Origin of the sequence: Kribbella albertanoniae, assembly GCF_004348455.1 — a bacterium.
GTDB lineage: Bacteria > Actinomycetota > Actinomycetes > Propionibacteriales > Kribbellaceae > Kribbella > Kribbella albertanoniae.
On sequence record NZ_SMKA01000100.1, the window covers coordinates 1 to 26,772 of the forward strand.

At 67.7% G+C, this 26,772-nt stretch carries 23 protein-coding genes; 15 read left to right on the forward strand and 8 right to left on the reverse strand.

The features are described 5' to 3' along the window. Nucleotides 1–319: phosphoribosyltransferase family protein (locus E1261_RS21405; RefSeq protein WP_132409128.1), on the forward strand; the 319-nt coding region annotated here is incomplete at its 5' end. A gap of 45 nt (nucleotides 320–364) precedes the next feature. On the opposite strand, the gene E1261_RS21410 is transcribed toward E1261_RS21405, so the two are convergent. Then, nucleotides 365–844, reverse strand: coding sequence for a GNAT family N-acetyltransferase (locus E1261_RS21410; protein WP_132409130.1), 480 nt, complete (start codon nucleotides 842–844; stop codon nucleotides 365–367). A gap of 215 nt (nucleotides 845–1,059) precedes the next feature. Between E1261_RS21410 and dnaK the strand changes: the two genes are divergently transcribed. The 5 genes from dnaK (at nucleotide 1,060) to E1261_RS21435 (ending at nucleotide 6,015) form a co-directional block, all read left to right on the forward strand. Further along, complete coding sequence (gene dnaK / locus E1261_RS21415) at nucleotides 1,060–2,925, forward strand: molecular chaperone DnaK (protein WP_132409132.1); 1,866 nt, start codon at nucleotides 1,060–1,062, stop codon at nucleotides 2,923–2,925. Then, nucleotides 2,922–3,587, forward strand: a complete 666-nt coding sequence (gene grpE / locus E1261_RS21420; protein ID WP_132409134.1) for a nucleotide exchange factor GrpE — start codon at nucleotides 2,922–2,924, stop codon at nucleotides 3,585–3,587. Before dnaK ends, grpE begins: the two co-directional genes overlap by 4 nt. 27 nt (nucleotides 3,588–3,614) lie before the next feature. After that, a complete protein-coding gene (gene dnaJ, locus E1261_RS21425) occupies nucleotides 3,615–4,796 on the forward strand; it encodes a molecular chaperone DnaJ (protein WP_132409136.1) in 1,182 nt (393 codons plus the stop codon). After that, nucleotides 4,796–5,266 (forward strand): heat shock protein transcriptional repressor HspR, encoded by a 471-nt coding sequence (locus E1261_RS21430; RefSeq protein ID WP_132409138.1) that lies wholly within the window; start codon nucleotides 4,796–4,798, stop codon nucleotides 5,264–5,266. The genes dnaJ and E1261_RS21430 overlap by 1 nt, the downstream gene beginning before the upstream one ends. 212 nt (nucleotides 5,267–5,478) lie before the next feature. Continuing rightward, the gene (locus E1261_RS21435) at nucleotides 5,479–6,015 is read left to right on the forward strand and encodes a GNAT family N-acetyltransferase (RefSeq protein ID WP_132409140.1); all 537 of its coding nucleotides are present in this window, start codon (nucleotides 5,479–5,481) and stop codon (nucleotides 6,013–6,015) included. On the opposite strand, the gene E1261_RS21440 is transcribed toward E1261_RS21435, so the two are convergent. Continuing rightward, a complete protein-coding gene (locus E1261_RS21440; RefSeq protein ID WP_165952589.1) occupies nucleotides 5,961–7,049 on the reverse strand; it encodes a glycosyltransferase 87 family protein in 1,089 nt (362 codons plus the stop codon). The two genes, E1261_RS21435 and E1261_RS21440, sit on opposite strands and share 55 nt — an antisense overlap. Nucleotides 7,050–7,126: 77 nt before the next feature. Then, the gene (locus E1261_RS21445; RefSeq protein ID WP_132409144.1) at nucleotides 7,127–8,320 is read right to left on the reverse strand and encodes a glycosyltransferase 87 family protein; all 1,194 of its coding nucleotides are present in this window, start codon (nucleotides 8,318–8,320) and stop codon (nucleotides 7,127–7,129) included. A 144-nt stretch (nucleotides 8,321–8,464) separates the two neighbouring features. Here E1261_RS21445 and E1261_RS21450 point away from each other — a divergent pair, with 144 nt between their 5' ends. The 3 genes from E1261_RS21450 (at nucleotide 8,465) to E1261_RS21460 (ending at nucleotide 12,295) form a co-directional block, all read left to right on the forward strand. Further along, a complete protein-coding gene (locus tag E1261_RS21450) occupies nucleotides 8,465–10,297 on the forward strand; it encodes a sensor histidine kinase (protein ID WP_132409146.1) in 1,833 nt (610 codons plus the stop codon). Then, a complete protein-coding gene (locus tag E1261_RS21455) occupies nucleotides 10,294–10,956 on the forward strand; it encodes a response regulator (protein WP_238176344.1) in 663 nt (220 codons plus the stop codon). The genes E1261_RS21450 and E1261_RS21455 overlap by 4 nt, the downstream gene beginning before the upstream one ends. 103 nt (nucleotides 10,957–11,059) lie before the next feature. Further along, the gene (locus tag E1261_RS21460) at nucleotides 11,060–12,295 is read left to right on the forward strand and encodes a hypothetical protein (RefSeq protein ID WP_238176345.1); all 1,236 of its coding nucleotides are present in this window, start codon (nucleotides 11,060–11,062) and stop codon (nucleotides 12,293–12,295) included. Nucleotides 12,296–12,376: 81 nt separating this feature from the next. Here E1261_RS21460 and E1261_RS21465 read toward each other — a convergent pair whose 3' ends face one another. After that, nucleotides 12,377–12,760, reverse strand: a complete 384-nt coding sequence (locus tag E1261_RS21465; protein ID WP_132409148.1) for a winged helix-turn-helix transcriptional regulator — start codon at nucleotides 12,758–12,760, stop codon at nucleotides 12,377–12,379. Between the two features lie 96 nt (nucleotides 12,761–12,856). Between E1261_RS21465 and E1261_RS21470 the strand changes: the two genes are divergently transcribed. Continuing rightward, the gene (locus E1261_RS21470) at nucleotides 12,857–13,246 is read left to right on the forward strand and encodes a RidA family protein (RefSeq protein WP_132409150.1); all 390 of its coding nucleotides are present in this window, start codon (nucleotides 12,857–12,859) and stop codon (nucleotides 13,244–13,246) included. A 93-nt stretch (nucleotides 13,247–13,339) separates the two neighbouring features. Here E1261_RS21470 and E1261_RS21475 read toward each other — a convergent pair whose 3' ends face one another. Next, a complete protein-coding gene (locus tag E1261_RS21475) occupies nucleotides 13,340–16,993 on the reverse strand; it encodes a S8 family peptidase (protein ID WP_132409152.1) in 3,654 nt (1,217 codons plus the stop codon). A 195-nt stretch (nucleotides 16,994–17,188) separates the two neighbouring features. On the opposite strand from E1261_RS21475, the gene clpB reads away from it, so the two are divergent. The 4 genes from clpB (at nucleotide 17,189) to E1261_RS21495 (ending at nucleotide 21,230) form a co-directional block, all read left to right on the forward strand. Next, entirely contained in the window at nucleotides 17,189–19,768 is a 2,580-nt protein-coding gene (gene clpB, locus E1261_RS21480; RefSeq protein ID WP_132409154.1) for an ATP-dependent chaperone ClpB, read from the forward strand. A gap of 56 nt (nucleotides 19,769–19,824) precedes the next feature. Further along, entirely contained in the window at nucleotides 19,825–20,193 is a 369-nt protein-coding gene (locus E1261_RS21485) for a hypothetical protein (protein WP_238176346.1), read from the forward strand. Beyond that, a complete protein-coding gene (locus E1261_RS21490; RefSeq protein WP_132409158.1) occupies nucleotides 20,193–20,543 on the forward strand; it encodes an ArsC/Spx/MgsR family protein in 351 nt (116 codons plus the stop codon). Before E1261_RS21485 ends, E1261_RS21490 begins: the two co-directional genes overlap by 1 nt. An 87-nt stretch (nucleotides 20,544–20,630) precedes the next feature. Then, on the forward strand, nucleotides 20,631–21,230 hold the full coding sequence (locus tag E1261_RS21495) for a hypothetical protein (RefSeq protein ID WP_132409160.1): 600 nt from the start codon (nucleotides 20,631–20,633) through the stop codon (nucleotides 21,228–21,230). 122 nt (nucleotides 21,231–21,352) lie between these two features. Here the strand turns inward: E1261_RS21495 and E1261_RS21500 are convergent, their stop codons facing one another. Both E1261_RS21500 and E1261_RS21505 read right to left on the reverse strand, forming a co-directional pair. Beyond that, nucleotides 21,353–22,504: a pyridoxal phosphate-dependent aminotransferase gene (locus tag E1261_RS21500; protein ID WP_132409162.1), complete on the reverse strand. Its 1,152-nt coding sequence runs from the start codon at nucleotides 22,502–22,504 to the stop codon at nucleotides 21,353–21,355. Between the two features lie 10 nt (nucleotides 22,505–22,514). Further along, nucleotides 22,515–22,946: a MarR family winged helix-turn-helix transcriptional regulator gene (locus tag E1261_RS21505; protein ID WP_132409164.1), complete on the reverse strand. Its 432-nt coding sequence runs from the start codon at nucleotides 22,944–22,946 to the stop codon at nucleotides 22,515–22,517. 103 nt (nucleotides 22,947–23,049) lie between these two features. Between E1261_RS21505 and E1261_RS21510 the strand changes: the two genes are divergently transcribed. Further along, nucleotides 23,050–24,582, forward strand: coding sequence for a DHA2 family efflux MFS transporter permease subunit (locus E1261_RS21510; RefSeq protein ID WP_202874904.1), 1,533 nt, complete (start codon nucleotides 23,050–23,052; stop codon nucleotides 24,580–24,582). Here the strand turns inward: E1261_RS21510 and E1261_RS21515 are convergent. Then, entirely contained in the window at nucleotides 24,579–26,537 is a 1,959-nt protein-coding gene (locus tag E1261_RS21515) for a glycosyl hydrolase family 28-related protein (protein WP_132409166.1), read from the reverse strand. The two genes, E1261_RS21510 and E1261_RS21515, sit on opposite strands and share 4 nt — an antisense overlap. Nucleotides 26,538–26,772: the final 235 nt, after the last annotated feature.

Genomic DNA, 26,772 nt, shown 5'->3' on the forward strand with positions numbered 1-26,772 from the left:
GGTCGGGTTCGTGGAGATGCGGAAGAACCAGGCGCCGGCGATGGACAGCGATCGGTGGGTGCGGCGGACGACCGGGCCGGACTACCGGGATCGGCATGTCGAGTTCGGGTTCCGGCGGGCGTTGATCCGGCCTGAGGATCGGGTGTTGATGGTGGACGACTGGGCCGATACCGGGATGACTGCCCGGGCGGCGCGGGAGCTGGTGGCGGATTGTGGCGCGACGTGGATCGGGGCGGCCTGCATCGTCGATGGGCTGACGGATCCGCGGTTGCGGCACGATCTGCCGGTCCGAGGACTGCTGGACGTGCGGCAGCTGTGAAATCAGACGCCTGCCGCCCCACCACGGGGGCGGCAGGGGTCGGGGTCAGAGCTCCTTGACCAGGAGGGCCATGGTGCCGCCGCTGGGGTTCGGGCGGGTGTCGACCTGCTTGTAGCCGCGGGCGGCGTGGAAGGCGAGGCCTGGGTTGTCGGGGATGTCGGAGCGGACCCGGGTGACGACGCGGGAGAAGGGTTGGGCGGCTCGTTCGATGGCACGGTAGACGGTGGAGGCGACGCCCTGACGGCGGCGGTCGGCATCGACGACGATGCGGTCCACGAACAGGAACCGGTCGGCGTAGTTCGCAGCGAACCAGCCGTACTCGAGTCCGTCGTGGGCCGATCCCGGGGTGAAGGTGAGGACGAAGCCGATCGGGCGGCCGTCGTCCTCGACGACCACGGCATGGGCCGCGATCAGCCGGAGCCAGTCGAGGCGGTCCAGGCCGAGGGGGTCGACCAAGCCGGCCGCGGTGGTGTTGAGGGCGAGCACCGAGGCGTAATCGGCTGGGACGAGTGGGCGGAGTTTCACCTGGTCAGAGTCCCATGGAAGGCCCATGCCAGGGGAGGGGTCTCCCTGGCCCGACCCCGGCCGTGACCCCGAAATCCGGCATCGCCCTTGGGAATGACCTCGCCCTCGTGCAATGTTGAGTCCAGTGAACTCAAGTTTGTTCAGTCACGGATTTGAATACCGGGCGACCGAACGGCAACATTGAGTCTGTATCACTCAACTCGTGGAGGTAAAGCATGGCCCGCGCGGTCGGTATCGATCTCGGTACGACGAACTCCGTCATCGCCGTACTGGAAGGTGGCGAGCCCACCGTCATCCCCAACGCCGAGGGAGCGCGCACGACGCCCTCGGTGGTGGCTTTCGCCAAGAACGGCGAGGTCCTGGTCGGCGAGGTGGCCAAGCGCCAGGCCACCACGAACGTCGACCGCACCATCCGCTCCGTCAAGCGCCACATGGGCGAGGACTGGAGCGTGGACATCGACGGCAAGAAGTTCAACCCGCAGCAGATCAGCGCCTTCGTGCTGCAGAAGCTGAAGCGGGACGCCGAGGCGTACCTCGGGGAGCAGGTCACGGACGCGGTCATCACGGTGCCGGCCTACTTCTCGGACGCGCAGCGCCAGGCGACCAAGGAGGCCGGCGAGATCGCGGGCCTGAAGGTGCACCGGATCGTCAACGAGCCGACCGCCGCCGCGCTGGCCTACGGCCTGGACAAGGGCACCGAGCAGACCATCCTGGTCTTCGACCTCGGTGGTGGCACCTTCGACGTGTCGCTGCTGGAGATCGGTGACGGCGTCTTCGAGGTGAAGGCGACCTCCGGTGACAACCACCTCGGTGGTGACGACTGGGACCAGCGGATCGTGCAGTGGCTGGTGACCCAGTTCAAGAACAAGAACGGCACCGACCTGTCCGGCGACAAGATGGCCATGCAGCGTCTGACCGAGGCCGCCGAGAAGGCCAAGATCGAGCTGTCCAGCGCCGCCGAGACCAGCATCCACCTGCCGTACCTGAGCCTGACCGACTCCGGCCCGCTGCACCTGGAGGAGAAGCTCTCCCGGGCCGAGTTCCAGAAGCTCACCACCGACCTGCTCGAGCGCGCCCGCGCGCCGTTCAAGGCCGTCATCAAGGACGCCGGCGTGGACGTGTCGAAGGTCGACCACGTCATCCTCGTCGGTGGCTCCACCCGGATGCCCGCCGTGGCCGAGCTGGTCAAGGAGCTGACCGGTGGCAAGGACCCGAACAAGGGTGTGAACCCGGACGAGGTCGTCGCCGTCGGCGCCTCCCTGCAGGCCGGTGTGCTGAAGGGTGAGGTCAAGGACGTCCTGCTGCTCGACGTGACCCCACTGAGCCTGGGCATCGAGACCAAGGGTGGCGTGTTCACCAAGATCATCGAGCGCAACACCACGATCCCGACCAAGGGTTCGGAGATCTTCACCACCGCCGAGGACAACCAGCCGTCGGTGATGATCCAGGTCTACCAGGGTGAGCGCGAGATGGCCCGCGACAACAAGTCGCTCGGGAACTTCGAGCTGACCGGCCTGCCGCCGGCGCCGCGGAACGTGCCGCAGATCGAGGTCACCTTCGACATCGACGCGAACGGCATCGTGCACGTCAACGCCAAGGACCTGGCCACCGGCAAGGAGCAGCGGATGACGGTGACCGGTGGCTCCGCGCTGCCGAAGACCGACATCGACCAGATGGTCAAGGACGCCGAGCAGTACGCCGAGGAGGACCGGCTGCGCCGCGAGGCCGTCGAGTCCCGCAACCAGTCCGAGGGCCTGGTCTACCAGACCGAGAAGTTCCTCTCCGAGAACGAGGACAAGGTTCCGGACGACGTCAAGACCGAGGTCAAGGACGGCGTCGCGGAGCTGAAGAAGGCGCTCGAGGGCACCGATGACGCGGCCATCAAGGCGGCGTCGGAGAAGCTGTCCCAGTCCAGCCAGAAGATGGGTGCCGCGATGTACGCGAACGCCCAGGCCGCTGGTGGCTCCGAGGAAGGCGCGCCGGCCGACGAGCAGGCGAAGGCCGACAACGACGACGATGTTGTCGACGCCGAGATCGTGGACGAGGACCGGCCGCAGGACAAGAAGGCGGACGACAAGTGACGGATGGATCCACTGGTAGCGAGTTCGGCGACGGTGACCCCGTCGTCCGCGACAAGCGCCGGATCGACCCGGAGACCGGAGAGGTGCGGGAGCCCACTGAGACATCAGCTGGGGCTCCCGCCGGGGTTCCGGACGACATCTCTTCGCTGACGGGCCCGTCAGCTCAGGAGGCCCTCCTCACCGAGGCGCTCTCGGAGCGTACGGCGGACCTGCAGCGACTGCAGGCGGAGTACGTGAACTACAAGCGCCGGGTGGACCGGGACCGGGAGGCGAGCCGCGAGCTCGTCATCGGCACGGTGCTCAGCGAGCTGCTCGGGACTCTGGACGATGTCGGCCGGGCCCGCGAGGCGGGTGAGCTCGAGGGTGCGTTCAAGGCGGTCGCGGAATCGCTGGAGCGGGTCACCGAGAAGCTCGGACTGGTGAAGTTCGGCGAGCCCGGCGACGCGTTCGACCCGCGCATCCACGAGGCGCTGCTGCACAACTACTCCGACGAGGTCGACGGCCCGACCGCGACCATGGTGATGCAGCCGGGCTACCGGCACGGCGAGCGGATCCTGCGGGCGGCCCGGGTGGCCGTCTCGGAGCCGACCGAGAAGCTGCCGGACACCCCGGCGGAGAACACCGGTGAAGACGATCAGGCCGCGGACAAGTCCGCGGAGTAACTGCCTAGGCGAGAGGGGAGGCGTCGAGTGAGCACGAAGGACTGGATAGAGAAGGATTTCTACAAGGTCCTCGGCGTCTCCAAGACCGCCGAGCAGGACGAGATCAAGAAGTCGTATCGGAAGCTGGCGCGGAAGTATCACCCGGACTCCAATCAGGGTGATGCGACCGCGGAGGCGAAGTTCAAAGAGGTCTCCGAGGCGTACGACGTGGTCGGGGACACCAAGAAGCGCAAGGAGTACGACGAGGCGCGGCGGCTCTTCGGCAGCGGCGGCTTCCGGATGCCGGGCGGTGGTCAGCAGGGCGGCGGCTTCAACTTCGACGTCGGCGACCTGTTCAACCGTGGTGGCAGCGGTGGCGCGGCCGGGGCCGGTGGCGGCCTGGGCGACATCCTGGGCGGCATGTTCGGCGGTGGTGGCCGCTCGTCGACCAGTACGTCGACGACGGCGCGACCGCGACGCGGACAGGACATCGAGACCGAGGCGACGATCGAGTTCGCCGAGGCCGTGAACGGTGTGACTGTGGCGCTGCGGATGACCAGTGACGAGCCGTGCAAGACCTGCCGCGGGACCGGCGCGAAGTACGGGACGGTGCCGAAGGTCTGCCTGAAGTGCGAAGGCACGGGGATGCAGACCTCGGTCCAGGGCGGCGTGTTCGCCATGACCGAGCCGTGCACCGAGTGCAAGGGTCGCGGTCTGGTCGTCGACCAGCCGTGCGAGACCTGCCACGGCTCCGGCCGCGGCCAGTCGAGCCGGACCATGCAGGTCCGGATCCCGGCAGGTGTCCAGGACAACCAGCGGATCCGGCTCAAGGGCAAGGGCGCGGCCGGCGAGCGGGGTGGCCCTTCGGGTGACCTCTACGTCACCGTGCACGTCACCCCGCACCGGATCTTCGGTCGCCAGGGCGAGCACCTGACGCTGAGCGTCCCGGTGAGTTTCACCGAGGCGGCACTCGGCGCCGAGATCAAGGTGCCGACGCTGGACGGTCTTCCGGTCACGGTCCGGATCCCGGCCGGTACGGCGAACGGCAGCAAGCTCCGAGTCCGGGGCAAGGGCTCGGTCCGCCGGGACGGCACCAAGGGCGACCTGCTGCTGACCCTCCAGGTCCAGGTCCCGCACGAGCTGACCGACGAGCAGCGCACCAAGCTGCAGGAGTTCAGCTCGGCCTCGGACCAGCCTGATCTACGGGCCGGGTTGTTCGGGAGCACCTGATGGCCTCAGGAGCGAAGAACCGCCCGTTCGGCCAGGTGCCGACCTGGGACGACCGCACCCCGATCTACGTGATCTCGGTGGCGGCCCAGCTGGCTGGCATGCACCCGCAGACCCTGCGGCAGTACGACCGGCTCGGCCTGGTGGTGCCGAGCCGGGCGTCCGGCCGCGGCCGGCGCTATTCGGCGTACGACGTGGCCCGGCTGAGGTATGTGCAGCACCTGTCCCAGGAAGAGGGCGTCAACCTGGCGGGAATCCGGCACATCCTCGCGCTACAGTCGGAGGTGGAGGATCTGCGTTCCCAGGTGAACCAGCTCCTGGCAGAGGTCCAGCGGGGGGTCGGCGTCTCGCGACGCAGCACCTCCAGCCGGGTCTTCTCGGCCGGTCCCGCCGGCGACGTGATCGCCATGGGCCGCCAGCAGACCACGACGCGCTGGATCCGTACCCAGCCGCTGGAGCTCGGACCGCGCTGATCCGGCACAACTGAACCACCGGAGGTTTCCGAACCCCACCCCTCGGGGCCTCCGGATCCGGTGGAGGCGCATCGATTCCCCCCTCGACGCCTCCACAGCCGGAGTCGCACCCTCCCCCGGGTGTTCTTCGGCCCCCGCGGGGTGGTCCGTTTCGGGCCACCCTGCGGCTTCTTGTTCTCCCGCGGTTCATCGGTACCACGTACGCTGGCGAGGTGACGCTGAGCCTGCAGACGGACCGGCTGTTGATCCGGGACTGGCAAGAAGACGATGCCGATGCCGCGCTGGAGATCTACGGTTCGCCCGAGGTGGCGCCGTGGCTCTCGCCGGCCATCGACCAGGTCACCGACGTGGCCACCATGAAGATGATCCTGACCGCCTGGATCGAGGCGCAGCCGAACTTCGTCGTGCCGGCCGGCCGCTGGGCCGTGGTCCGGCGGGAGGACAACGAGGTGATCGGCGGGTTGCTGATCCGCCTGCTGCCGCCGTACGAGGAGGATCTCGAGATCGGCTGGCAGCTGCGGCCGTCGGCCTGGGGCAACGGGTACGCGACCGAGGCGAGCAAGGCGCTGATGAGCTGGGCGTTCAAGACCGGTGAGGTCGACGAACTGTTCGCCGTCGCCCGCCCGAACAACAAACGCGCGATCAGTGCTGCCCAGCGGCTCGGGATGGAGTGGGTCGGCGAGACGGACAAGTACTACGACCTCAATCTGCAGGTGTACCGCGTCCGCGCTGGGGATTTCAAACACTGACCCGTGAGCCCGAATGCGATCAGCGCTACTGCGCAGAGCAGGTAGGAATCAGCGACCAGGGTCTGCAGTCCGCTGTAGTCGAACTCGCGATCGGCGCCATACGGGAGTTGCCGCGGTAGTCCGGCCAGGAAGATCGCGATCCAGAATGCGAAGAGCGCCGTACGGAACGAGAGCAGTTTGCCGCGGTGGTGCCAGGCGAGTGCCGCCGCGGGGATTGCCCAGACCCAGTGGTTCGTCCACGAGATCGGTGAGACCGCCAGGGCGGTGAATGCGGTCGTGACGACGGCCTCGAAGTCCAGACCGCGATCGTGCAGACGGCGCGCGGCGGCGAGTCCGGCGACGCCGACGATCATTGCCGGTAGCAACCACAACGGACCGGTCATGGGCGAGTCCTCGGTGATCCGGGTGATCGCGCCACGGATCGACTGGTTGCTGAGGTAGTGCGGCGGCCCCACGCGACCCGGGTCGAAGATGTACTTCGTCCAGAAGTCGATCGTCGAGCTGGGCGCCACCAGGAACGCGACCACCATCGTGATTGCCGTTGTCACGCTAGCGATCAGAGCCTCGCGGTACCGCTTGGTGATCAAGAGGAAGACGATGAAGATGCCCGGCGTCAGTTTGATGCCGGTGGCAACGCCGATGAGGACGCCGCGATACCGCCGCGGGATCAGCCCGAGCAGATCCACCATCAGCATCGCCAGTAGGACAAGGTTGATCTGGCCGAGTCGGAAGGTCGACTGCACCGGCTCGAACAGCAAGGCAGTGCTAGCGATCAGTACGCCGACCGTCGGCGGCCAGTGGAGTTTCTTGGCCGTCGCCCACCCGATCACCAGCAGCGACAACGCCGATGCGACCGTGATCAGTGTGCGGGCGAAGGGCAGGCCGATCGCGAACGGCGAGAACACCATCGCTGCGAACGGCGGATAGGTGAAGCCGAGGCCGATGTCGGGGTAGTACGCGAGGTGTGAGGTGTAGATGTCCTGGCCGTCGACCAGTCCGCGGGCCGCGGCGTAGTAGATCCCGAGATCGTCCATGCGAGCAGACCAGGGATGCCAACGCACGAGGCACAGCAGCGGCAGGATCGTTGCTAGTAGCATCCATCTTCGCTGGCTCATGGACGACGCCGCCAAGCTGCTGCGACCAGCAGCACTACCGCGCAGATTGTGTAGGAGTTGCCGAGATACAGCTCGAAGCCGTGGTGGTGCAGCTCTCGATCGTCCATGTACGGCGCCAGCCAGGGGAGGCCGATCCCGAAGGTGACTGTGGTGAGCGCTGCGAGTCCGGCGCGGGCGACTGTGGTCGCGCGTGTCCAGAGCAGGGCACAGGCCGGGAGCGCCCAGACCCAGTGGGCGGTCCAGGAGATCGGCGAGATGAGTACCCCGATGGCAGCGGTCAGAAGGACTGATTCCAAGAGCAGGCCGCGGTCGAAAGCACGCCGTACGGTCACGAAGCCGACGATCAAGGTGGCGACGGCCGCGATGATCCAGAGTGGAGCAGTCCCTTGTGGACCGCCGGACAGGCGGTCGATGACGCCGCGCAACGCCTGGTTGGACACCAGCGTGCTCGAGCCAGGGCGGGTCGGGTCGAAGATGTAGACGCCCCAGAACCGCCGGGCCGCGTCCGGCATGGCCAGGAATCCGAGCACCATCGTGGCGACGGTGACGGCCGAGGCCGTTGCCGCCTCGCGGTATCTGCGCGTCACCAGCAGGTAGATGATGAAGATGCCCGGGGTCAGTTTGATGCCGGTGGCAACACCGATCAGTACGCCGCGGAACCGCGGCAGGTGCCCGAGCAGATCGATCAGCAGAACCGCGAGCAGCATCAGGTTGATCTGCCCGTAGTGGAACGTCATTCGCACCGGCTCCAGCGCGAGCCCGGCAGCGGCTAGGGCCAACCCCGCTGCCAGCACGTGGTGGGTCGACCAACCCGGGCGCAGCGCTCGGGCCGTGGCTGCTCCGATGATGAGCAGGGACACGGCTGAGAGCGCGGTCATTGCCAGCCGGCCGGCACCCGTCCCGAGGAGGCCGAGCGGCGCCATCAGTAGCGCGGCGAATGGCGGGTAGGTGTAGCCGAGTAGGTCGGGGGAGGCGTGATGCGCGGTGTAAATGTCCTGGCCGTGCAGGAGCGCCTTCGCGGCCGCGACGTACACGCGGTGGTCGTACAGATCCTTGGTTGGCGGCCAGAGCGCTATGCACAGCGCAAGAAACGCCGCCGTACCGATGCTGAGGGCAAGGACTGGGTGCCGGGCGGCGAATCTGTTGCCAGCAGCCCCTTCGAGGGCGGGGCGAACGGGGCTGATCGTCATGCCTTCGACGATCCCGGCGAGCCCCCGGTCACCACATCGCCTTCAGGGATGGACCGTGCTCACCACGGGGTATGGGCCGCCGCGGCCGGGTATCACTCCTGAGAGTGACGGCTTCCGGGCCGCCCCACCCCCACAATGGGAGGCGTGAAGGACCTCTGGACCGAACGGCGTGCGCTCTGGGTCGATGCCGCGATCGCGGTCGCCGCCCTGGTCGTCATGCAGCTCCACGCGGCCGATCCCGACGCCCAGGGCTGGCGGTACGCCCCGCTATGGCTGCGGGTGGTCCTGACGATGATGCCGTTGCTCATCGCGCTCCGCCGGATCGAACCAGCGGTGGCGTTCTGCGGTCTCCTGCTCGGGTCGTACGTAGTGAGCTTCCTGGATCAGCCGCCCTGGCTCCTGTACGGCGGTGTGGTGATGGCGCTCTGGTCGTCGGCCGGGCGGTGCCGGGCGAGGACGGTGATCGCGATCACCGTGGCGGGCGCCGCGATCCCGGTCCTGCCGGAACTGCTGCGTGGTGGCGGCGGCCCGCTTGATTTCCTCTACTGGCAAGTGGAGCGCGTGATCGACCTGCCGTACATCGACTGGTACGCGGTCGACAACCCGTGGTGGTTGTCGATCGTGGTGGTGCTGTCGGCGCTGGTGTTCCTGGTGATCCGGCGCCGCGCCGAGGCGGTCCCCGTGCGTCGACGCTGGGCCGAGCTCTGGGCGTTCGTCAGCACCCCCGACGATCCGTGGATCCGCGACGTCCTCCTGGCAGCGGTCGTCTCGGGTCTGATCATGACCGAGGTCGGCCACGACCTGTTCGCAGGCGGCTGGTGGAGTGCGCCGGGGTGGATGCCGTACGGCGTCGCGGTCGCCGGACTGACCCTCGTGCTCCGGCGGTGGCCGGTGATCCCGGTGGTGGTCCTGGCGATGGCGAGTCTGATCGCCAACTGGCAGTCGTTCGGGCCGGTGTTCAGTCTGTACGGCGCTTTCGGTCTCGCGTTGTACTGGATGGTCGCGAACCCGAAGCGGTCCCGGAGCCTGCGGTGGACGTTGCCGGTGGCAATCGGTCTGCTGGTCGTGCTGCCGGTGATCACCCGGGTGACAAGGGTTCGGACACTGGAGCTGATCTTCCCGGAGATAAAGCGCCGGGGGTGGGACAACGTCTTCGACGGCGTTCTGCGCAACAGCACGTACGACGGCATTGCGCAGAACGTCTGGCCGTACGCTCTCTCGTTGCTCCTACTGATTCCGGTCCTCGCGGCGATCGCGGTTCGGCAGTATCGGCGCAACCGCGAGGCCGCGCGGCGTGAGGCTGAGCTGGAGCAGGCAGCTGAGGAACTGGAGGCCGAGCAGGTCGTCCTCACCGAGCGGGCGATTATCGCGCGCGATCTGCACGACGTGGTCGCGCACGCGGTGAACCTGATGGTGATCCAGGCGGAGACCGGCCCGGATCTCGTGCGGCGCGGCGAAACCGACGTACTGGCTGGGTTCCAGCGGATCGGGGACGCCGGGCGGCGGGCGTTGAGCGAGCTGGACCGGCTGTTGTCGACGTTGCGCGATGAGGACGGGATCGCCGATCCGCAACTGGCTCCCCAGCCTGGGCTTTCGGATCTGTCACAGTTGGTCGCGGACGTTGCCGACGACCACCTGCCGATCGAACTCGACCTGCAGGGTGATCTCGAGACTCCACCGGAGGGTCAGCAGGTGACGGCGTACCGGCTGGTGCAGGAGGCGCTCACCAACGTGGTCAAGCATGCGAAGGCGACCGGGGTCCGGGTGGCGGTGCGGAGCGAGGAGACGGGTGTGCGGGTCGAGGTGACCGATGACGGGGTCGGGTTCGATGTCGCTGCAGCGCGTCGCGGCAACCGACATGGGCTGGCTGGGATGCGTGAACGGGTGCGGATCGAGGGCGGCACGCTGGACATCCGCAGTACGCCGGGAGCCGGGACGACTGTGGACGCGTGGATGCCGGTCGGAGGTCGTCGGTGAACGACCGTCCGATCAAGGTGATGGTGGTGGACGACCAGGACCTGGTCCGGGACGGGATCGCGATGATCCTGGACGGGCAGCCGGATATCGAGGTTGTCGCGCAGGCGGTCGACGGTGCGGATGCGATCCGGCAGGCGGCCGCGATCCTCGACCTGGCCGTCGTACTGATGGACGTCCGGATGCCCGTGATGGACGGGATCGAGGCCACGCGCCAGCTCGCCGGCGGACCGCGGGTGCTGATCCTGACCACCTTCGACCTCGACGAGTACGTGTACGACGCGCTGCGGGCCGGGGCCAGTGGGTTCCTGCTGAAGCGATCGTCGCGGGACGAGCTGATCAACGCCGTCCGGGTGATCGCGGCCGGTGATGCGCTGCTGGCGCCACCGGTGACGCGGCGGCTGATCGACCGGTTCGCCGACACCCGGCTGGATCCAGCGGTGGCGGAGCGGATCGACGTACTGACTGCTCGCGAGCGGGAGGTGCTGGTGTTGGTTGCCAAGGGCAACTCGAACGCCGAGGTCGCGGAGGAACTGCACCTGACTGAGCACACTGTGAAGACGCACGTCAGCCGGATGTTGGCCAAGCTCGGTCTGCGGGATCGGGTGCAGGCGGTCATCCTGGCGTACGACGCGGGGCTGGTGACCGCGGGTCAGCGGTGAGTCCACTGATGAGCGGTGTCCATTGGTAAGAAGTGGACAACGGTGAGAACTGGCCATGGTGAGTCGTTGACGTTGGTCAGGGGTCGCCCGGAGTCTTGCAGACGTGCCTATCCTCGCCGCCCTCCTGAGTCCCGTCCTCCTGTCCGCCACCCTCCTCACGGCGCCCGCTGCGGAGCCGACGACCTTCTACATCGACTCGGTTGCGGGGAACGACGCCGCTTCCGGAAAGAGCGAGACCACGCCTTGGAAGAGCCTCGCCAAGGTCAACGGCTACGCCTTCGAGCCGGGTCAGCACGTGCTGTTCAAACGAGGCTCGTCGTGGACGGGTTCGCTGAACCTGTCACGCGATGGAATCACTGTTGGTGCGTACGGCACCGGCGCGCTGCCGAAGGTCGGTGGCCCGGTGCTGAACTGCGTGAACGTCACCGGCAACGACATCTTCATCGGTGACCTCCGCGCCAGCGGCTGCAACTGGGCCGGGTTCGAGTTGTTCGGCGACAGCATCGTGCTGGACACCGTGCAGGCCGACAACAACGTCACCGGGATCTCGATCGTCGAGGGCTCGGACTGGAACGATGTCCGCTGGAGCACGATCGTCGACAACAACAAGATGAGCGTCGACGACGACACTCACCCCGACGACGACTCCGGCGCGTTCGGCGTCCTGGTGCACGGCGACGACAACAAGATCCGCCACAACACGATCAGTGGCAGCTTCCACACCAGCCACGACTACGGGTACGACGGTGCCGCGGTCGAGATCTTCAACGGCAACCGGAACCACATCGAGTACAACAAGACCGCCGACAACGACACCTTCACCGAACTCGGTCACGAGGCCGGCAAGACCGCCGACGACAACGTCTTCGCCTACAACTCGGTCACCTCGACCAAGCCCTCCGGCACCTTCCTGATCACCCGCGGCGCGCTCAGTCACATCGGCCCGGTACGTCGTACCCTCGCGATCAACAACTCCGTCAACCTGCCGAACGGCGACGGCTGGAGCTGCGACCAAGGCTGCGGCCCCGGCATCCTCAAACTCCGCAACAACATCGTCAAGGTCGGCAAGAAGGTCGGGTACGACGACTCCTTCGACACCCACAACCCCGCCGACGCCGCCGACGAGGACCGCGGCGTCTATCAGGGCGCCGTCTACCAGTTCACCCTCGGCACCCGCTCGGTCAAGGCCGACCCCCTCTACACCAGCTCCACCGACCTCCGCCTGAAAGCCGGCAGCCCCGCCATCGGCCGCGCCGAAAACTCCGGCTACCCCGAAGACCTGGCCGGCAAATCCCTCACCGGCCTGGCCTCCTGGGACTCAGGCGCCTATCAGCGCTGAGTCGCATTTGCGGACCTGCACCACCCACTAACCGCGATCGCCGGAGCACGCCCAGGCGTGAGGTCCGCCTTCCAACCGCAGTTAGTGGGTGCTGGCGGTCCGCTCGGTGAAGGTTTGGCGGGCGGACTGTATGTGGGTGAAGTACTTGTGGGTCCATGCGCACATGCTGTCGACGGTTGCCCGGAGGCCCTGGCCTGCTTCGGTGAGGGTGTACTCGACCTTGGGAGGGACGACGGGGTAGACCGTGCGGTCGACGAGGCCGTTGCGTTCGAGCATGCGGAGATTCTGGGTGAGCATCTTGTGACTGATGCCGTCGACGCGGTTGCGGAGGTCGCTGAAGCGCAGGGTGTCGTTGCCGAGGGTCTCGATGATCAGAAAGGCCCACTTGTTCGCGACGTCGGAGAAGATCTCGCGGGCCAGCGAATCCGCCCGGCCGAGGTCGGTCTGGTCGTCCTTGGTTCCCATCGGGTGCCCCAATCACCGAAAAGTGCGTTCTTCCGTTCCGGCTCATACTCTCCTACGGTTCCTGAGTAACCACAAGAGAGTATGAAAGGGGTCGACATGGCCGTCACGCTGATCAATCCCGCCGGTCTCCCCGAGATCGACGTCTACCACCAGGTCGCGGTTGCGTCCGGCACGCGGCTGGTGTTCGTCGCCGGCCAGGTCGCCTGGAATGCCGTACCGGATCTGGCTGCTCAGGTCGAAGAGGCCTACCTGAACGTCGGTACGGCGCTCGCCGCGGCCGGCGGCTCGTTCGCCGACGTCACCCGCCTGACTGTCTACGCCGTCGACTGGAAGCCGGAGAAGATGCCGCAACTGCTCGACGGAATCGCCCGAGCAGCAGCCAAACTCGGCACCACCCCGACCCCGCCTGCAACCCTGATCGGTGTCGCCGCACTCGACGTACCGGAACACCTCGTCGAGATCGAGGCCACCGCAGTCCTGGATTGAGCCCGCACACTGAACCCACTGGGCGGAGGGTGCGTTGGCCTGGAGGGAGGCGAGGCGGGGGATGACGCGGTCAAGGGCGCCATCCCCGTGGGTTCACTTCAGGCCGTAGGCGGCGGTTATGTGTTGGGTGAGGCTGTTGCCGTCAGCATCTGTTGCGGTTAGGCGTAGGGAGGGGGATTTGCCTGCGGCGCTGACCGGGTGGATCACCTTGGCGGTGTAGTTGGTTCCCGATCCGGTGAGCGGCAGCGTGGTCCAGTGTTTGTTGTCGTACGAGATTTGTAGTTTGGGTTTGGCGAAGGTTGCGGCGCTGCCGGAGCCGAACTGGTGGCGGAGGCCGAGGGTGATTGTGACGGGGCGGCCGGTGGGGACCTGGTTGTGGGCGTTGGCTTGGGGTACGTCGAGATCGGCTAGGACCAAGGGCATTTGCTCCTGCTCGCCGCCCTTGGAGTGGAACTTCCAGTGCGACTCGACGGTGGTGGAGTAGCGGAAGAGCGCCGGGTCGGGGCTGTTCTTCAGGTGGATCTCGTAGTCGGCGGCCTCGGGTGGTACCTCGACGAATCCGCCGGGTACGGAGTTGTCGGAGAAGATCTCCACACCGTTGCGATGGGCAACGATTGAGGTGTCGCCGGTCGTCGACCACCAAGGAGAGAACTGCCCGGGCCCATGGCTGAGGGTGCTGATCGCCATGCTCAGGCCGCCGTCGTACCGACCGACCTGGGCGATCGGCCCGACGTCGGCGTCAGGGAGGCCGCTGTTGATGATCGGGGTCAGCCAGCGTTCGACCGTCTTCGTGCCAGGCCGGTAGACGCGCGGCGCCCCGAGTACGATGGGATCCGCCTCCGAGCCGTCAACGACGATCTGGCCGTACCACGAGACCTGGTTGGCGAGCACGTACGACGTCCGCTTCGTCGGGCCCACGACGTACGGGAGCAGGAAGCTGTTCAGGTCGGCTCCCGCCGGTGTCATGCCGGTGCGTGCCTCGGCGGTCGGTAGGCCGGTGTGCGTGCCGAAGGTTTCGTCCACCGTCGCGAGCTGGTCGCGGTTGACGGTGAGTTCGGTGTCGGCCGGCAGCCGGTTCGCCCAGGGCACGACCAGGTCGTACACGTACGGCGTGACCGCCTGACCAGTCACCCGGACGGTCGTGGGCCGCTCCAGCAGGCGCTGGGCGTTCACCCGAGAGATCCGCATGGTCGGAACCTTCGCGTCGCCGTTGTCGGTGTACGCCCAGAACGCGAAGATCGCGCCGTCACCGGCCCTGCTCGGGTCGTAGAGCATGACCGCGGCCGCGCCCGCCTGCTCGGCGTTCGCCGCGAGGTCGCCGCTCAGCTGGGTTTGGTCGGAGCGGATCAGCGCGAGCTTGCCCTTCGCCCCGGTCAGCTCGGCCGGCGTCCCCGTACCGCCGTCGAAGACCTGCAGCTCCTTCTGACCGGTGAATCGCGGCCCGAAGTGGAAGTCCAGCGCGGTGAACGACGCACCGCCGACGATCTGAGCCTGGTACGGCGGTTGCTCGATCCGCTTGCCGAATGCGATCTCGGCCGTACCAATCGTCTTCTCAGCAGTACGTGTCGCGGCGAACGTCCGTCGGGAGCCGGTCTGACTCACCGAGTCGGTACGACGCCAGTCCGGTACGGCGCGGACGTGGGTCATCGAGACTTCCCGGGGTGCTGCACTGCCCGGCTGGCCCTGCGCGCCGAGGTCGAGCGTCTGGGTCTTGCGCGCATCGAGGGTGAGCGCGGTGGCCTTGCTGATCGCGAACTCGTCGGACAGCACCAGGTCGAAGCGGCCGGGTGCTTGGTCGGTTGCCGCGGCCATGATGAGCGACGAGACGTCGTACTTGCCCGGCGCGAGCCGCACCTTCGCGACGCCGTTTTCGAACGGGACGCCATGCGACTGGCCGAGCTCAGGCTGCGGACCGTCGAGCCGGTTCACGGCGAGCTCGCCGGAGGCTGGTCCGCCGGCATGGGTGATGCCGGTGACGGTCAGCTCGTAGACCTCCGGCTCGGCGTACCAGCCGATGGTCGTGACGAGCGGGTCGGCGCCGTCCGCGGTCGCGGTGATCCGGCCCGCGAAGTTGCCCGGGCCCTTCTTCGCGCGATCAGTCGTGGCGGTGACCTTCGCCTCGCCGTTCGCCGGTACGACGAGTTGGTCGGCGCTCAGCTGGGTGGACTCGAGATCGACGGCCAGCTTGAGGGTGACCGGCGTACCGGTCGGGTTGCGGTAGGTGAGCTCGCGGGTGACGACATCGGTCTGCGGGTACGGCCAGGCCAGGCGGCCCAGCTCCAGCTCGCCGGTGTCGACCGTGACCTCGGTGGCCGTGGCCTGGTCGGCGTCGACCCGGCCGGCGCCCTGCTCGGCCAGCGAGCTGCCCTGCTGCGGATCGGCGGTCGAGATCAGCCGGGCCTTGAGCGCATCCGCCTTCCAGTCCGGATGCGCCTGAGCCAGCAGGGCCGCCGTACCGGCGACGTGCGGGCTGGCCATCGACGTACCAGAGAGGGTGGTGTAGTTCTCGTCGACCGGCTCACCGAGGCTGGTGCCGGCAGCGCGGGCGGCGACGAGGTCGGTGCCTGGTGCGGAGAGCTCCGGCTTCAATGCACCGTCGCCCTTGCGCGGGCCGTGGCAGGACGTGCTGCTCGGCAGGCCGTCTCGTTGAAGGTTGCCGACAGCAAGCGCTTCGTCGGCGGCAGCCGGAGTGCTGACGGTGCCCGGAGTCGGCCGGAAACAGTTGCCTGCGGCAATGACAAACAGTGCGCCGGTCTGCTTGCTGATCCGGTTGACGGCCTGGGAGAGTTCGTCGGTGCCGTCGCTCGGACCGCCGCCGAGACTGAGGTTGACGACCGACGCGCCCTGGGCGGTGGCCCACTCCATACCGGCGATGATGCCGGAGTCGTAGCCGTTGCCGTCGTTGTCGAGCACCTTGCCGTTGAGCAGCGTGGCGTCCGGAGCGACGCCCTTGTACTTGCCATCGGACGCAGTGCCGTTGCCGGCCGCGATGCTTGCGACGTGCGTGCCGTGGCCGTGGTGATCGGCCGCGTCACCGGACTCGCTGAAGTCCTCGGCCGCTGCGACCCGGCCGGCGACATCGGGGTGCGTCGGGTCGATGCCGGTGTCCAGTACGGCGATCTTCACGCCCTTACCGGTGAATCCGCGCTGCCAGGCGGCGGGTCCACCGATCTGCGGGACGCTCTGGTCGAGGTTCACCTTCACCCGCCGATCGAGGCTGATCCGGGTGACGGTCGAGGCGACCCGAGCGGTCTTGCCCGGGGTGAGGGACCGCCAGAACGCCTCACCTTGAGAGACGCGGGTCGCGCGGGCGCCGAGACTGGCGAGCACCCGGCCTCCCGTCGTACCGGCGACTGCCGAGCGGGCTGATGCTTTGCCGGCGTACCTGATGATCACCGGGGTGCTGTCGGTGGCGCCCTCGGCGATCAGGGTGGTGACGTCGAACAGGCTGCGGTCGAGGCGACCGGCGGTGACATCGGCCGCGGCGGCGGACGGTACGACGTACGTGTGCCCGTTCAGGGTGGTCGTGAGGGCCGAGTCCGACGTACTGCCGGGGCCGGGGATGAAGGCCGTCCGGACCCGGTTGCCGGGGCCGGTGGTGACGCGGACCTGGTCGCCGGTGATCAGGCTGACCGTCGAAGCGGTGGGGTTGGACGGGCGGGGCGGTGGGGACGCGGTGGCAGCGGTGGCGCCGCCGAGCGTCAGGCTCAGGCCCACGAGGGGCGTCAGCCAGCGATGGGGTTGCAAGTGGTTCCTCCAGAGGCGGGCGGTGGTCTCACTTGCGTTGACGGAACGAACACGCCAGAAGTTCAAGACTAGACCGGAATCAGCGGCAGATCCCTGGGTTGTCCCGGAGAGATCCCCTAGAGTTGAGTGGAATGGACTCAAGTTTGGCTAGGTTATGTCTAGTGAACGTAGTTGCTTGAACTGAAAGGCTGGAACATGGATGTTCAGCGGTTGACGACGCTGGCCCGCGAAACGCTGTCGGTCGCCATCCGTCAGACCTCCGCGGCGGGCAACCCGACCGTGGAACCGATTCACCTGCTGTCCGCGCTGCTCGCGCAGCCCGAGGGGACCACGACCGGTCTGCTCGAGGCCGCCGGTGGCGCCATGGACGCCGTACGACGCCGGACCGCCGAGCAGGTGGGCCGGCTGCCGAAGGCCAGCGGGGGGAGTGTGCAGGCGCCGAGCCTGTCACCGAAGACTGGCGAGGTGCTGAACCAGGCTGAGCAGCGCGCGCTCGGGCTCGGGGACGAGTACGTCTCGACCGAGCACCTGCTGATCGCGCTCGCCACCGTCGACGGGCCTGCCAAGACTGCGCTCGGCGTGACCGCCGAGGCGCTGCTGCAGGCGTTCGACCAGATGCGTGGCAACCGGCGGATCACGTCGCCGGAGGCCGAGGGCACGACCAAGACGCTGGAGAAGTACGGCGTCGACCTGACCGAGCGTGCTCGCGACGGCAAGCTCGACCCGGTGATCGGGCGCGACTCCGAGATCCGGCGCGTCGTGCAGGTGCTGTCCCGGCGTACCAAGAACAACCCGGTCCTGATCGGTGAGCCCGGCGTCGGCAAGACCGCCGTCGTCGAGGGGCTCGCCCAGCGGATCGTGGCCGGTGACGTCCCCGAGTCGCTGCGCGGCCGGCGGCTGATCAGCCTCGACCTCGGCGCGATGGTCGCGGGCGCGAAGTATCGCGGTGAGTTCGAGGAGCGGTTGAAGGCGGTGCTGACCGAGATCAAGGAGTCCGACGGTCAGGTCATCACCTTCATCGACGAGCTGCACACCGTGGTCGGCGCCGGTGCGTCCGGCGAGGGCGCGATGGACGCGGGCAACATGCTGAAGCCGATGCTGGCGCGCGGTGAGCTCCGGATGATCGGTGCCACCACGCTCGACGAGTACCGGACGCGCATCGAGAAGGACCCGGCGCTGGAGCGGCGGTTCCAGCAGGTGTTCGTCGGTGAGCCGTCGGTCGAGGACTCGATCGCGATCCTGCGTGGGCTGAAGGAGCGGTACGAGGCGCACCACAAGGTGGCCATCTCCGACAGCGCGCTGGTCGCGGCCGCCTCGCTGTCGAACCGCTACATCAGCGGTCGCCAGTTGCCCGACAAGGCGATCGACCTGGTCGACGAGGCCGCCTCCCGGCTGCGGATGGAGATCGACTCGTCCCCGGTCGAGATCGACTCACTGCGCCGTACCGTCGACCGGCTCAAGATGGAGGAGCTCGCGCTGTCCCGCGAGGAGGACCCCTCGTCGCAGGAGCGGCTCGGGCGGCTGCGCGCCGACCTCGCCGACCGCGAGGAGGAGCTGCGTGCGCTCGAAGCCCGCTGGGAGCGGGAGAAGTCGGGCCTGAACCGGGTCGGTGAGATCAAGGAGCGGATCGACGAGCTGCGCGGCCAGGCCGAGCGCGCCCAGCGTGACGGCGACCTCGGTACGGCGGCACGCATCCTGTACGGCGAGATCCCGGAGCTCACGAAGGAGCTCGAGGAGGCCGACGCCGAGCCCGAGGTGGTTGACGGGCCGGAGGCGATGGTCGGCGAGGAGGTCGGCCCGACCGAGATCGCCGAGGTGATCGCGATGTGGACCGGCATCCCGACCGGCCGGCTGCTCGAGGGCGAGACCGGCAAGCTGCTCCGGATGGAGGACGAGCTCGGCCAGCGGCTGATCGGTCAGCGGGAAGCCGTGAAGGCGGTCAGTGACGCCGTACGGCGGGCTCGGGCCGGTATCTCGGACCCGGATCGGCCGACTGGTTCGTTCCTGTTCCTCGGTCCGACGGGTGTCGGTAAGACGGAGCTGGCGAAGGCGCTGGCCGACTTCCTGTTCGACGACGAGCGGGCGATGGTCCGGATCGACATGTCGGAGTACAGCGAGAAGCACAGCGTCTCGCGGCTCGTCGGTGCTCCTCCCGGCTACGTCGGCTACGAAGAGGGCGGCCAGCTGACGGAGGCGGTACGGCGTCGCCCGTACTCGGTGATCCTGCTCGACGAGGTCGAGAAGGCGCACCCCGAGGTCTTCGACATCCTGCTCCAGGTGCTCGACGACGGCCGGCTGACGGACGGCCAGGGGCGGACGGTCGACTTCCGGAACGTCATCCTGATTCTGACCAGCAACCTCGGTTCGGCCTACCTGGCCGACATGTCGCTGGACGAGAAGGTCAAGCGTGACCAGGTGATGGCCGTCGTACGGCAGTCCTTCAAGCCGGAGTTCATCAACCGGCTCGACGAGATCGTCCTGTTCGACGCGCTGGGCAGTGAGGAGCTGACGAAGATCGTCGCGCTCCAGATCACCGCCCTGCAACGCCGCCTGAACGACCGCCGAATCACCCTGTCAGTGGACGAAGGCGCCTTGGAATGGCTCGCCCTGACCGGCTACGACCCGGTCTACGGCGCCCGCCCACTCCGCCGCCTGGTCCAGTCCGCCATCGGCGACGAACTCGCCCGAGGCCTCCTCAACGGCACAGTCCGCGACGGCGAAACCGTCCGAGTGACGCTGAACGAGTCCAAGGACGCCCTGGAAGTTACCGCCTGACCGTTTGCCCGGTCTGCGAAGATCGGGGAGTGTTCGGGGCCGAGTACTACGAAGAGATGCGACCGCCACGTCAGGTGACGGCGGCAACCATCGTGGTGCTCGGCTTCGGTGTCCTCTACGCACTGCTCGGCCTGATGGCCCTCACCTCCGCCGGCGACCAGATCTCCGAGATCGTCACCGGGTCCAAGGGCTCGTCTGCGGTGGTGGTCGTGGTCGCCTGGGTCGGCGCCGTCCTCTACATCGCCCCCGCGTTCTACCTGCGCAAACGCCGTCGCTGGGCCCGCTACCTGGTTATCGGCGTCGCCGTCCTCGGCATCCTCGGCGGCCTGATGTCGATCCCCACCGGCCTGCTCGGCGTGGCTGTCCACGGTGCTCTACTGGTCCTCATGCTGCAGCACTCCACCAAGGTCTGGTTCCGCCGCTGATGGAGATCTGGATCAACCCCGCCTGCTCCAAATGCCGCGCAGCCACCGAGGCCCTCGACGAGGCCGGCGTCTCCTACACAGTCCGCCGCTACCTCGACGACCCACCGACCGCCGCCGAACTGGACGCCGTACTCGTCCGCCTGAACCTCGACCCGTGGCACGTGGTCCGTCACAACGAACCCGAGGCAGCCGCACTGCGAGACCTACCCCGCGACGACGCTCACCGCGCCGACTGGATCGCCGCGATGGTCGCCTACCCCATCCTCATCCAACGCCCGATCCTGACGGCCGACGATCACACGACGGCCGTCGTACGAGACCCAGAAACCCTGTCGCGCCTCCTTTCCTGACGATCTGCCCCGGGATGCCCCTGGATGCCCCGCGACACCTGTGGACAAACGCCGCCGAGCCTGCCTGCGTTCCGGAAGAATTCTGGGATGCCTAGTTCGCATTCTGCTGACTTCACCCTGACTGCCTGGGTCGATGAGTCAATCGTGGTCGGCCGTGACAAGACAGCCGGTACCTACACCATGGCTGCTGCGGTTGCTGATCCGGCGGCGCGCTACGAAATCGGTGAGAGGTTGCGAGCGATCACCATGGGGCGCGCCGGACGATTGCACTGGGCGAACGAGCCGACCAAGCGTCGCGACCTGATCACGGCGCTGATCGCGAGCATCGATCTCGCTGCGGTGGTGGTCGTCGGTGCGCCGATGATTGGATCGAAGCAGGAGCGTGCCCGGCGGTGCTGTCTGGAGCGACTACTGCACGAGCTGGCCGATTTCGGGGTCGGCGATGTCTGGATGGAGTCGAGGTCACCCGTTCCCGATCGCCGTGACATCCGATTGGTAGACAGTGCGCGCGCCAAGGGACTCGTCCCGGAGACCCTTGTTGTGCGCTTCGCGCGCCCCCTGGACGACCCAATGCTGTGGATCCCGGACGCGATCGCCGGTGCGGTCACTGCCGCGACTCTGGGCGAGTCCCGGTGGATGCTGGCCCTCGACGAAATCCTCACGAGACACGACATCGTGGTGCGCTGAAAAGCGCGAAGGCTGGGTCCCACCCTCCGGAGGGGTTCCCAGCCTCACTTCTCATCGGGCAGCGCCCGGGAGCTACCACCAGTATTACACAGATCGTGACGGCTTCCGCAAGAGATCTGGCGTCAGAGTTTCTGTAGGCGGACCAAGGCTTCTTGGAGGAGTTCTTCCTTCTTGCAGAAGGCCCAGCGGACCAGGGGGCGGCCGGCTTCTTTGTTGTCGTAGAAGACTTGGGTGGGGATGGCTACTACGCCGGTGCGTTCGGGGAGGAGGCGGCAGAAGTCGATGCCGTCGGTGTGGCCGAGGGGGCGGATGTCGGTGGTGATGAAGTAGGTGCCGGCGGGGCGGTGGACTTCGAGGCCCAGGTCTGCGAGGCCGTTGGCGAGGAGGTCGCGGCGGGACTGGAGGGTGGCGCGGACGGTGTCGAAGTAGTCGTTGCCTAGGGCAAGGGCGTTGGCGACGGCCGGCTGGAAGGGGGAGCCCGAGACGTAGGTGAGGAACTGTTTGGCAGTGGTGACCGCAGTGACCACCTCTGGCGAGCCGGTGACCCAGCCGATCTTCCAGCCGGTGACGGAGAAGGTTTTGCCGGCGCTGCCGATGGAGACTGTGCGGTCGGCCATCCCTTCGTACGTCGCCAGCGGGATGTGCCGGTGGTCGTCGTACACGAGGTGTTCGTAGACCTCGTCGGTGATGACGACCAGGTCGTGTTCGACGGCCAGGTCGCGGATGCCGCGCAGTTCGGCGTCGGTGAGGACGGTGCCGGTCGGGTTGTGCGGGGTGTTGATCAGCAGCACCTTGGTGCGCGGGGTGACGGCGGCGCGGAGTTCGTCGAGGTCGAGCCGGTACGACGGTGCGCGCAGCGTCACGGGGACCCGGCGACCGCCGGCGAAGGCGATGCCGGCGGCGTACGAGTCGTAGTACGGCTCGAGGGCGATCACCTCGTCACCGGGTTCGACGAAGGCGAGCAGGGCGGCGGCGATCGCCTCGGTGGCGCCGGTGGTGACCAGGACCTCGGTGTCGGGGTCGTAGGACAGGTCGTAGAACCGCTTCTGGTGGTCGACGATCGCCTGCCGCAGGGCGGGGATGCCGCGGCCGGGCGGGTACTGGTTCGCGCCGGCGCGGATCGCGGCGATCGCGTCCTCGAGCAGCGAGTCCGGACCGTCGGTATCCGGGAACCCTTGCCCGAGATTGACCGACCCGGTAGCGACCGCGAGGGCCGACATCTCCGCGAAGATCGTGGTGCCCAGCCCGTTCAACCGCTCAGCATGTCCGCGCATACCCACGACCTTAGTGCTTCGAGTTGCGCACCATCTGCGCGAGCCAGTCGCGGGCCGTGCTGCGATCGGAGTCGCTGAAGGATGCTTCCAGCTCGGCCTCGAGCGCCAGTACGGCGGGGGCGGCGGCCGCGAGTCGCTCCTCGCCGGCGGGGGTGAGGAAGAGCTGTTGAGTACGCCGGTCCTGCGGATTCGGACGGCGTTCGACCAGGCCGGCCTTCTCCAGCCCGGTGATCAGTTCGTTGGCGGACTGCCGCGCCGTACCGACCGAACGGCCGACCTCGGCCACCGTGTTACCCGGGTGATACGTGAGCACCATCAGTGCGCCGTACTGCTGCACGGACAGCCCGTGCTCGGCCAGGACGACGGCCACTGCTGAGCGCATGTTCAGCCAGGCGTGCCGCACCAGGAAGGTCACGCCGAAGCGATGGTCGGGTTCTTTCATGCTCCTCATTCTGCCAACCGCTCACGCAAAAGTGATTGACAGGAACCTGTCATTCATTCCACACTGAAACCTCGTCAGGATCCTGTCAATCATAGGAGACGTGGTGTCCCTTCCGCCAACACCAACCCGTCCCGGCCGGGTGCTCGCCGTACTCGTGCTGTCCGCGCTGCTGATCTGGATCGACTCGACCGTCCTGGGCGTCGCCCTCGAACGTCTCGCCGACCCGGTCCAGGGGCTCGGTGCTTCCCCCGGTCAGCTCCAATGGGCGATCGGGATCTACTCGCTGCTGTTCGCCACCGCCTTGTTCGCCGCGGGCGCGCTCGGCGACCGCTACGGCCACCGGACAGTGCTGATGGTCGGCCTGGCCATCTTCGGCGCCTCGTCCGCGTGGGCCGCTTGGGCGGACAGTCCGGTCGTCCTCATCCTCGCTCGCGCCACGATGGGACTGGGTGGCGCGCTGATCATGCCGACCTCGATGGCGATCCTCGGCCGGACCTTCGCCCCCGAACGCCGGGCCGGAGCGATCGCGATCTGGTCGTCCGCCGCCGGTGTCGGGGTGGCCGCCGGTCCGGTCCTGGGTGGTGTGCTGCTCGGTCGGTTCTGGTGGGGTTCGGTGTTTCTGATCAACCTGCCGCTGGTCGCGATCGCACTGATCGGTGCCGCGGTCTTCCTCCCGAACACGCGCAGCCCACAGCGGCGTCGGTTCGACCTCCGCGGTCTCAGCCTGTCCACCCTCGGCCTGCTCGCGTTGTCCTACGGCCTGATCGAGGGCGGCCACCTCGGCGGCTGGAGCCGCTGGCAGGTCTGGGCGAGTATCGCCGCCGGCCTCGTCCTGATCGCCGCCTTCCTGTACGCCGAGGCGCGGGAGCACGATCCGAGCTTCGACCCACGCCTGTTCCGCAACCGGCACTTCGCCGCCGGCAACCTCGCGCTCGGCGCGCTGTTCCTGACGATCACCGGGCAGGCGTTCTACCAGACCTTCTATCTGCAAGGGTCCCGCGGCTTCAGTCCCCTGCACGCCGGTCTGTTGTCGTTGCCTGGGGCAATGGGTGTGGTCCTCGGCTCGCCGCTCGGCGCCCGGCTGGCCGCTCGGTTCGGGATCGCTCGCGTCTCCGGTGCGGCGCTCGTCGTGTTCACGCTGTGTCTGGTGCTGAACCTGACCTTCGCCATGGACACCTCGCTGGTGTGGTTCGCCGTCGTCGGTACAGCGGCCGGTCTCGCCATCGGAGCCGCCGTCGCGCCGACCACTGCGGGTGTCGTTGCGACGCTACCGATGGATCGGATCGGCGCCGGATCAGCTGTCAGCAACGCGATCCGGCAGGTCGGCAGTGTGCTCGGCGTCGCCGTGATCGGCACGATCGTCTCGTCGACCTATCAGCACGCGATCGCGCCGTCGCTGCCGGCCAACCTTCGCGCCACGGCTGGCGAGTCCGCCGAGGCAACTCGTCATGCCGCAGCGACGCTCGGTCAACCGCACTTGGTGCCGCTGGCCAACGATGCTTTCATCCACGCAATGCACACGGCCGCGCTGGTCGCCGCGATCTTCACCTTCGCCGGTGCGGTCGTCCTGATCCTTGCCTTCCGCAACCGCTCGGCCCCGGTGATCGAGGCCGAGCGGATCGCGGCTGACGCCTAGTTCCAGGCGGACGGTGGCGGCGGCGGTACGACGACAGGACGGTCCTCACACCAACTGGCGCCGTACCAGTTGCCGTCGTTGCCGGTCAGCAGTCGTACGTCGAACTCGGGCGTACCGTCGAACTGGAAGGTGCCGCAGTTGTTGACGAACGGTGCCCCGACGTTGCGGGCGTCGACGTTCTCGAACGAGGCGGCACCGCCGACCCGGGCGTTCACGACGCTGGTCCCGGTGCCGTCGACCTTGATGTTGCGCACGGCAACGTTGTTGATCGCGTAGGTGTCCTTCACCGGCCAGTCGACGACGAACATCACCGCGTTGTACGTCGAGTCCAGGAACGAACTGTCGGTGATCTGCAGGTCGGCCGACATCGTCGACTGCAAGGCGTACAACCAGATCGCGCCGAGGCCGATGTTCCAGTTCAGGTCCCGGGGCCCGCCGCGGACGGTGGTGTTCCGGGCGAAGGTCAGCTTGCCCTCGAACGGCGTCGAGTTGAACCGTGAACCGGCGTGCAGCGTGCTGCCCTCGCGGATCGGGTCGGCGACCAGGTTGTCGGTGACCGCGTTGTCGCGACCGCCGTAGATGGCGATGTTGTTCGCCAGGACGGGGGTCTGGACGGTGTTGTGGTCGTAGACGTTGTTGTGGTTGGCCAGGCCGCCCGGGTTGTTCTCGGACCACATCGCCAGGCCGTCGTCACCGCTGTTGCGGACGAAGTTGTTGGTGGCCCGGACGTTCGAGACGCCGAGGTGCAGGTTCATCCCGTCGGCGATCGCGTCGGTGATGACGTTGTTCCGGATCAGCAGCCCGTCCATCGGGCCGTCCAGCCAGATGCCGACCTTGGTCCGATGCAGGTAGAGGTTCTCGATCGTCGAACCGCCGCCGATCGCACCGCCGACCCCGTTCACCTGGTCGGTGTCGATCCGTTCCCGTACGTCGCTCTCGATCGCGAAGTCGGCCAGGTGGACCTCCGTGCTGCCGCCCGCGTCGGCGTACTTGCCGTAGAAGCCAGGCGCGCTGTGGATGGACTTGTCCGGCGCGGGTTCGGCGAGGGGCAGGACCTTGCCCTTGATGATCGTGTGCCAGTTGCCGGCGCCGCGGACGGTGACCTTGTCGACCACGATGTGCCGGTTGACCTGGTAGGTGCCCGGCGGGATGAAGACCGACCAGCCGAGCTTCTTCGCGGTCGCGATGGTGCGGTCGATCGCCGGTGCGGCGTCGCGCCGGCCGGTCGGGTCGGCGCCGAAGAGGCGGACGTCGAGGGAGCGGTTGGGCTGCCGGTTCGGTGCCTTCACGAGTTCGAAGTCGGCGACGTCGATGACGGTCCACGCGGCGTTCGTGTGCTCCGGTACGGCGAACCTGACACGATCGCCGGCGCGGTACGTCCGGTCCAGCAGCACGCGCTGTTCGTCGTAGAAGTGGTTCGGGCGGAACGGCTTGGCGACCGGGTCGGGCTCCGGTTTCCACCAGCCCGGGGTCGGGTCGACGTTCGGGTCGTTGGAGAACGGATACATCCCGTACAGCCAGGCGTATTCGGACGTCAGAGTCAGCGTGCGCTTGTGTTTCCCGTTGACGGTGAGGTCGAGTGGTGCTCGGATTCCGCCGCCGGCTGGGGCGTCCGGGATGCTGTAGCGCAACGTCAGCGCGTTGGCCGCGTGCGTCAGCGTGAATTCGACGTACTGGCGTGGTTGCAAGCGGACGGCGGTCCGGCCGGACGCCTCCGCGGGCAGGGTGTAGGCCTCGCGGCCAGGGCCGATCTGTTCGCCGGTGAAGAAGGCGTTCTCAGCCTCCTGCTCGACGAACGGAACCGTGGCCCCGCGTCCGGCGACCAGCGCCGGATCAAGGCCGGCCCGGGTGATCCGCGGTTCCGGCCGGGTGGCCATCGCGGGTGCGGTGAGTGTGGCGCCGAGCACCGCGGACGTCAGGGCGACGGCCAGGGCGCGCAGAGGTGTTCGGGACATTGGCGGATCCCCTCCAGACGAACTGCCTGGAGGTTATGCAGTAGACCACCTCAGCGCAAGATCCCGACAGAATCTAGAAAAATCACGCGCCTACTCTTTCTCGAGGCACCTTGAGCACCCACCAACCACCGCCCGCCCCCCGAAACAGTCGAGCCGCGCACAAAGCCGCCGTACCCGCCCATTTCCTGTCCCCGGCCACCTGTGGTGCCCGGAGCCAGCAACCCCCCACCCGGAG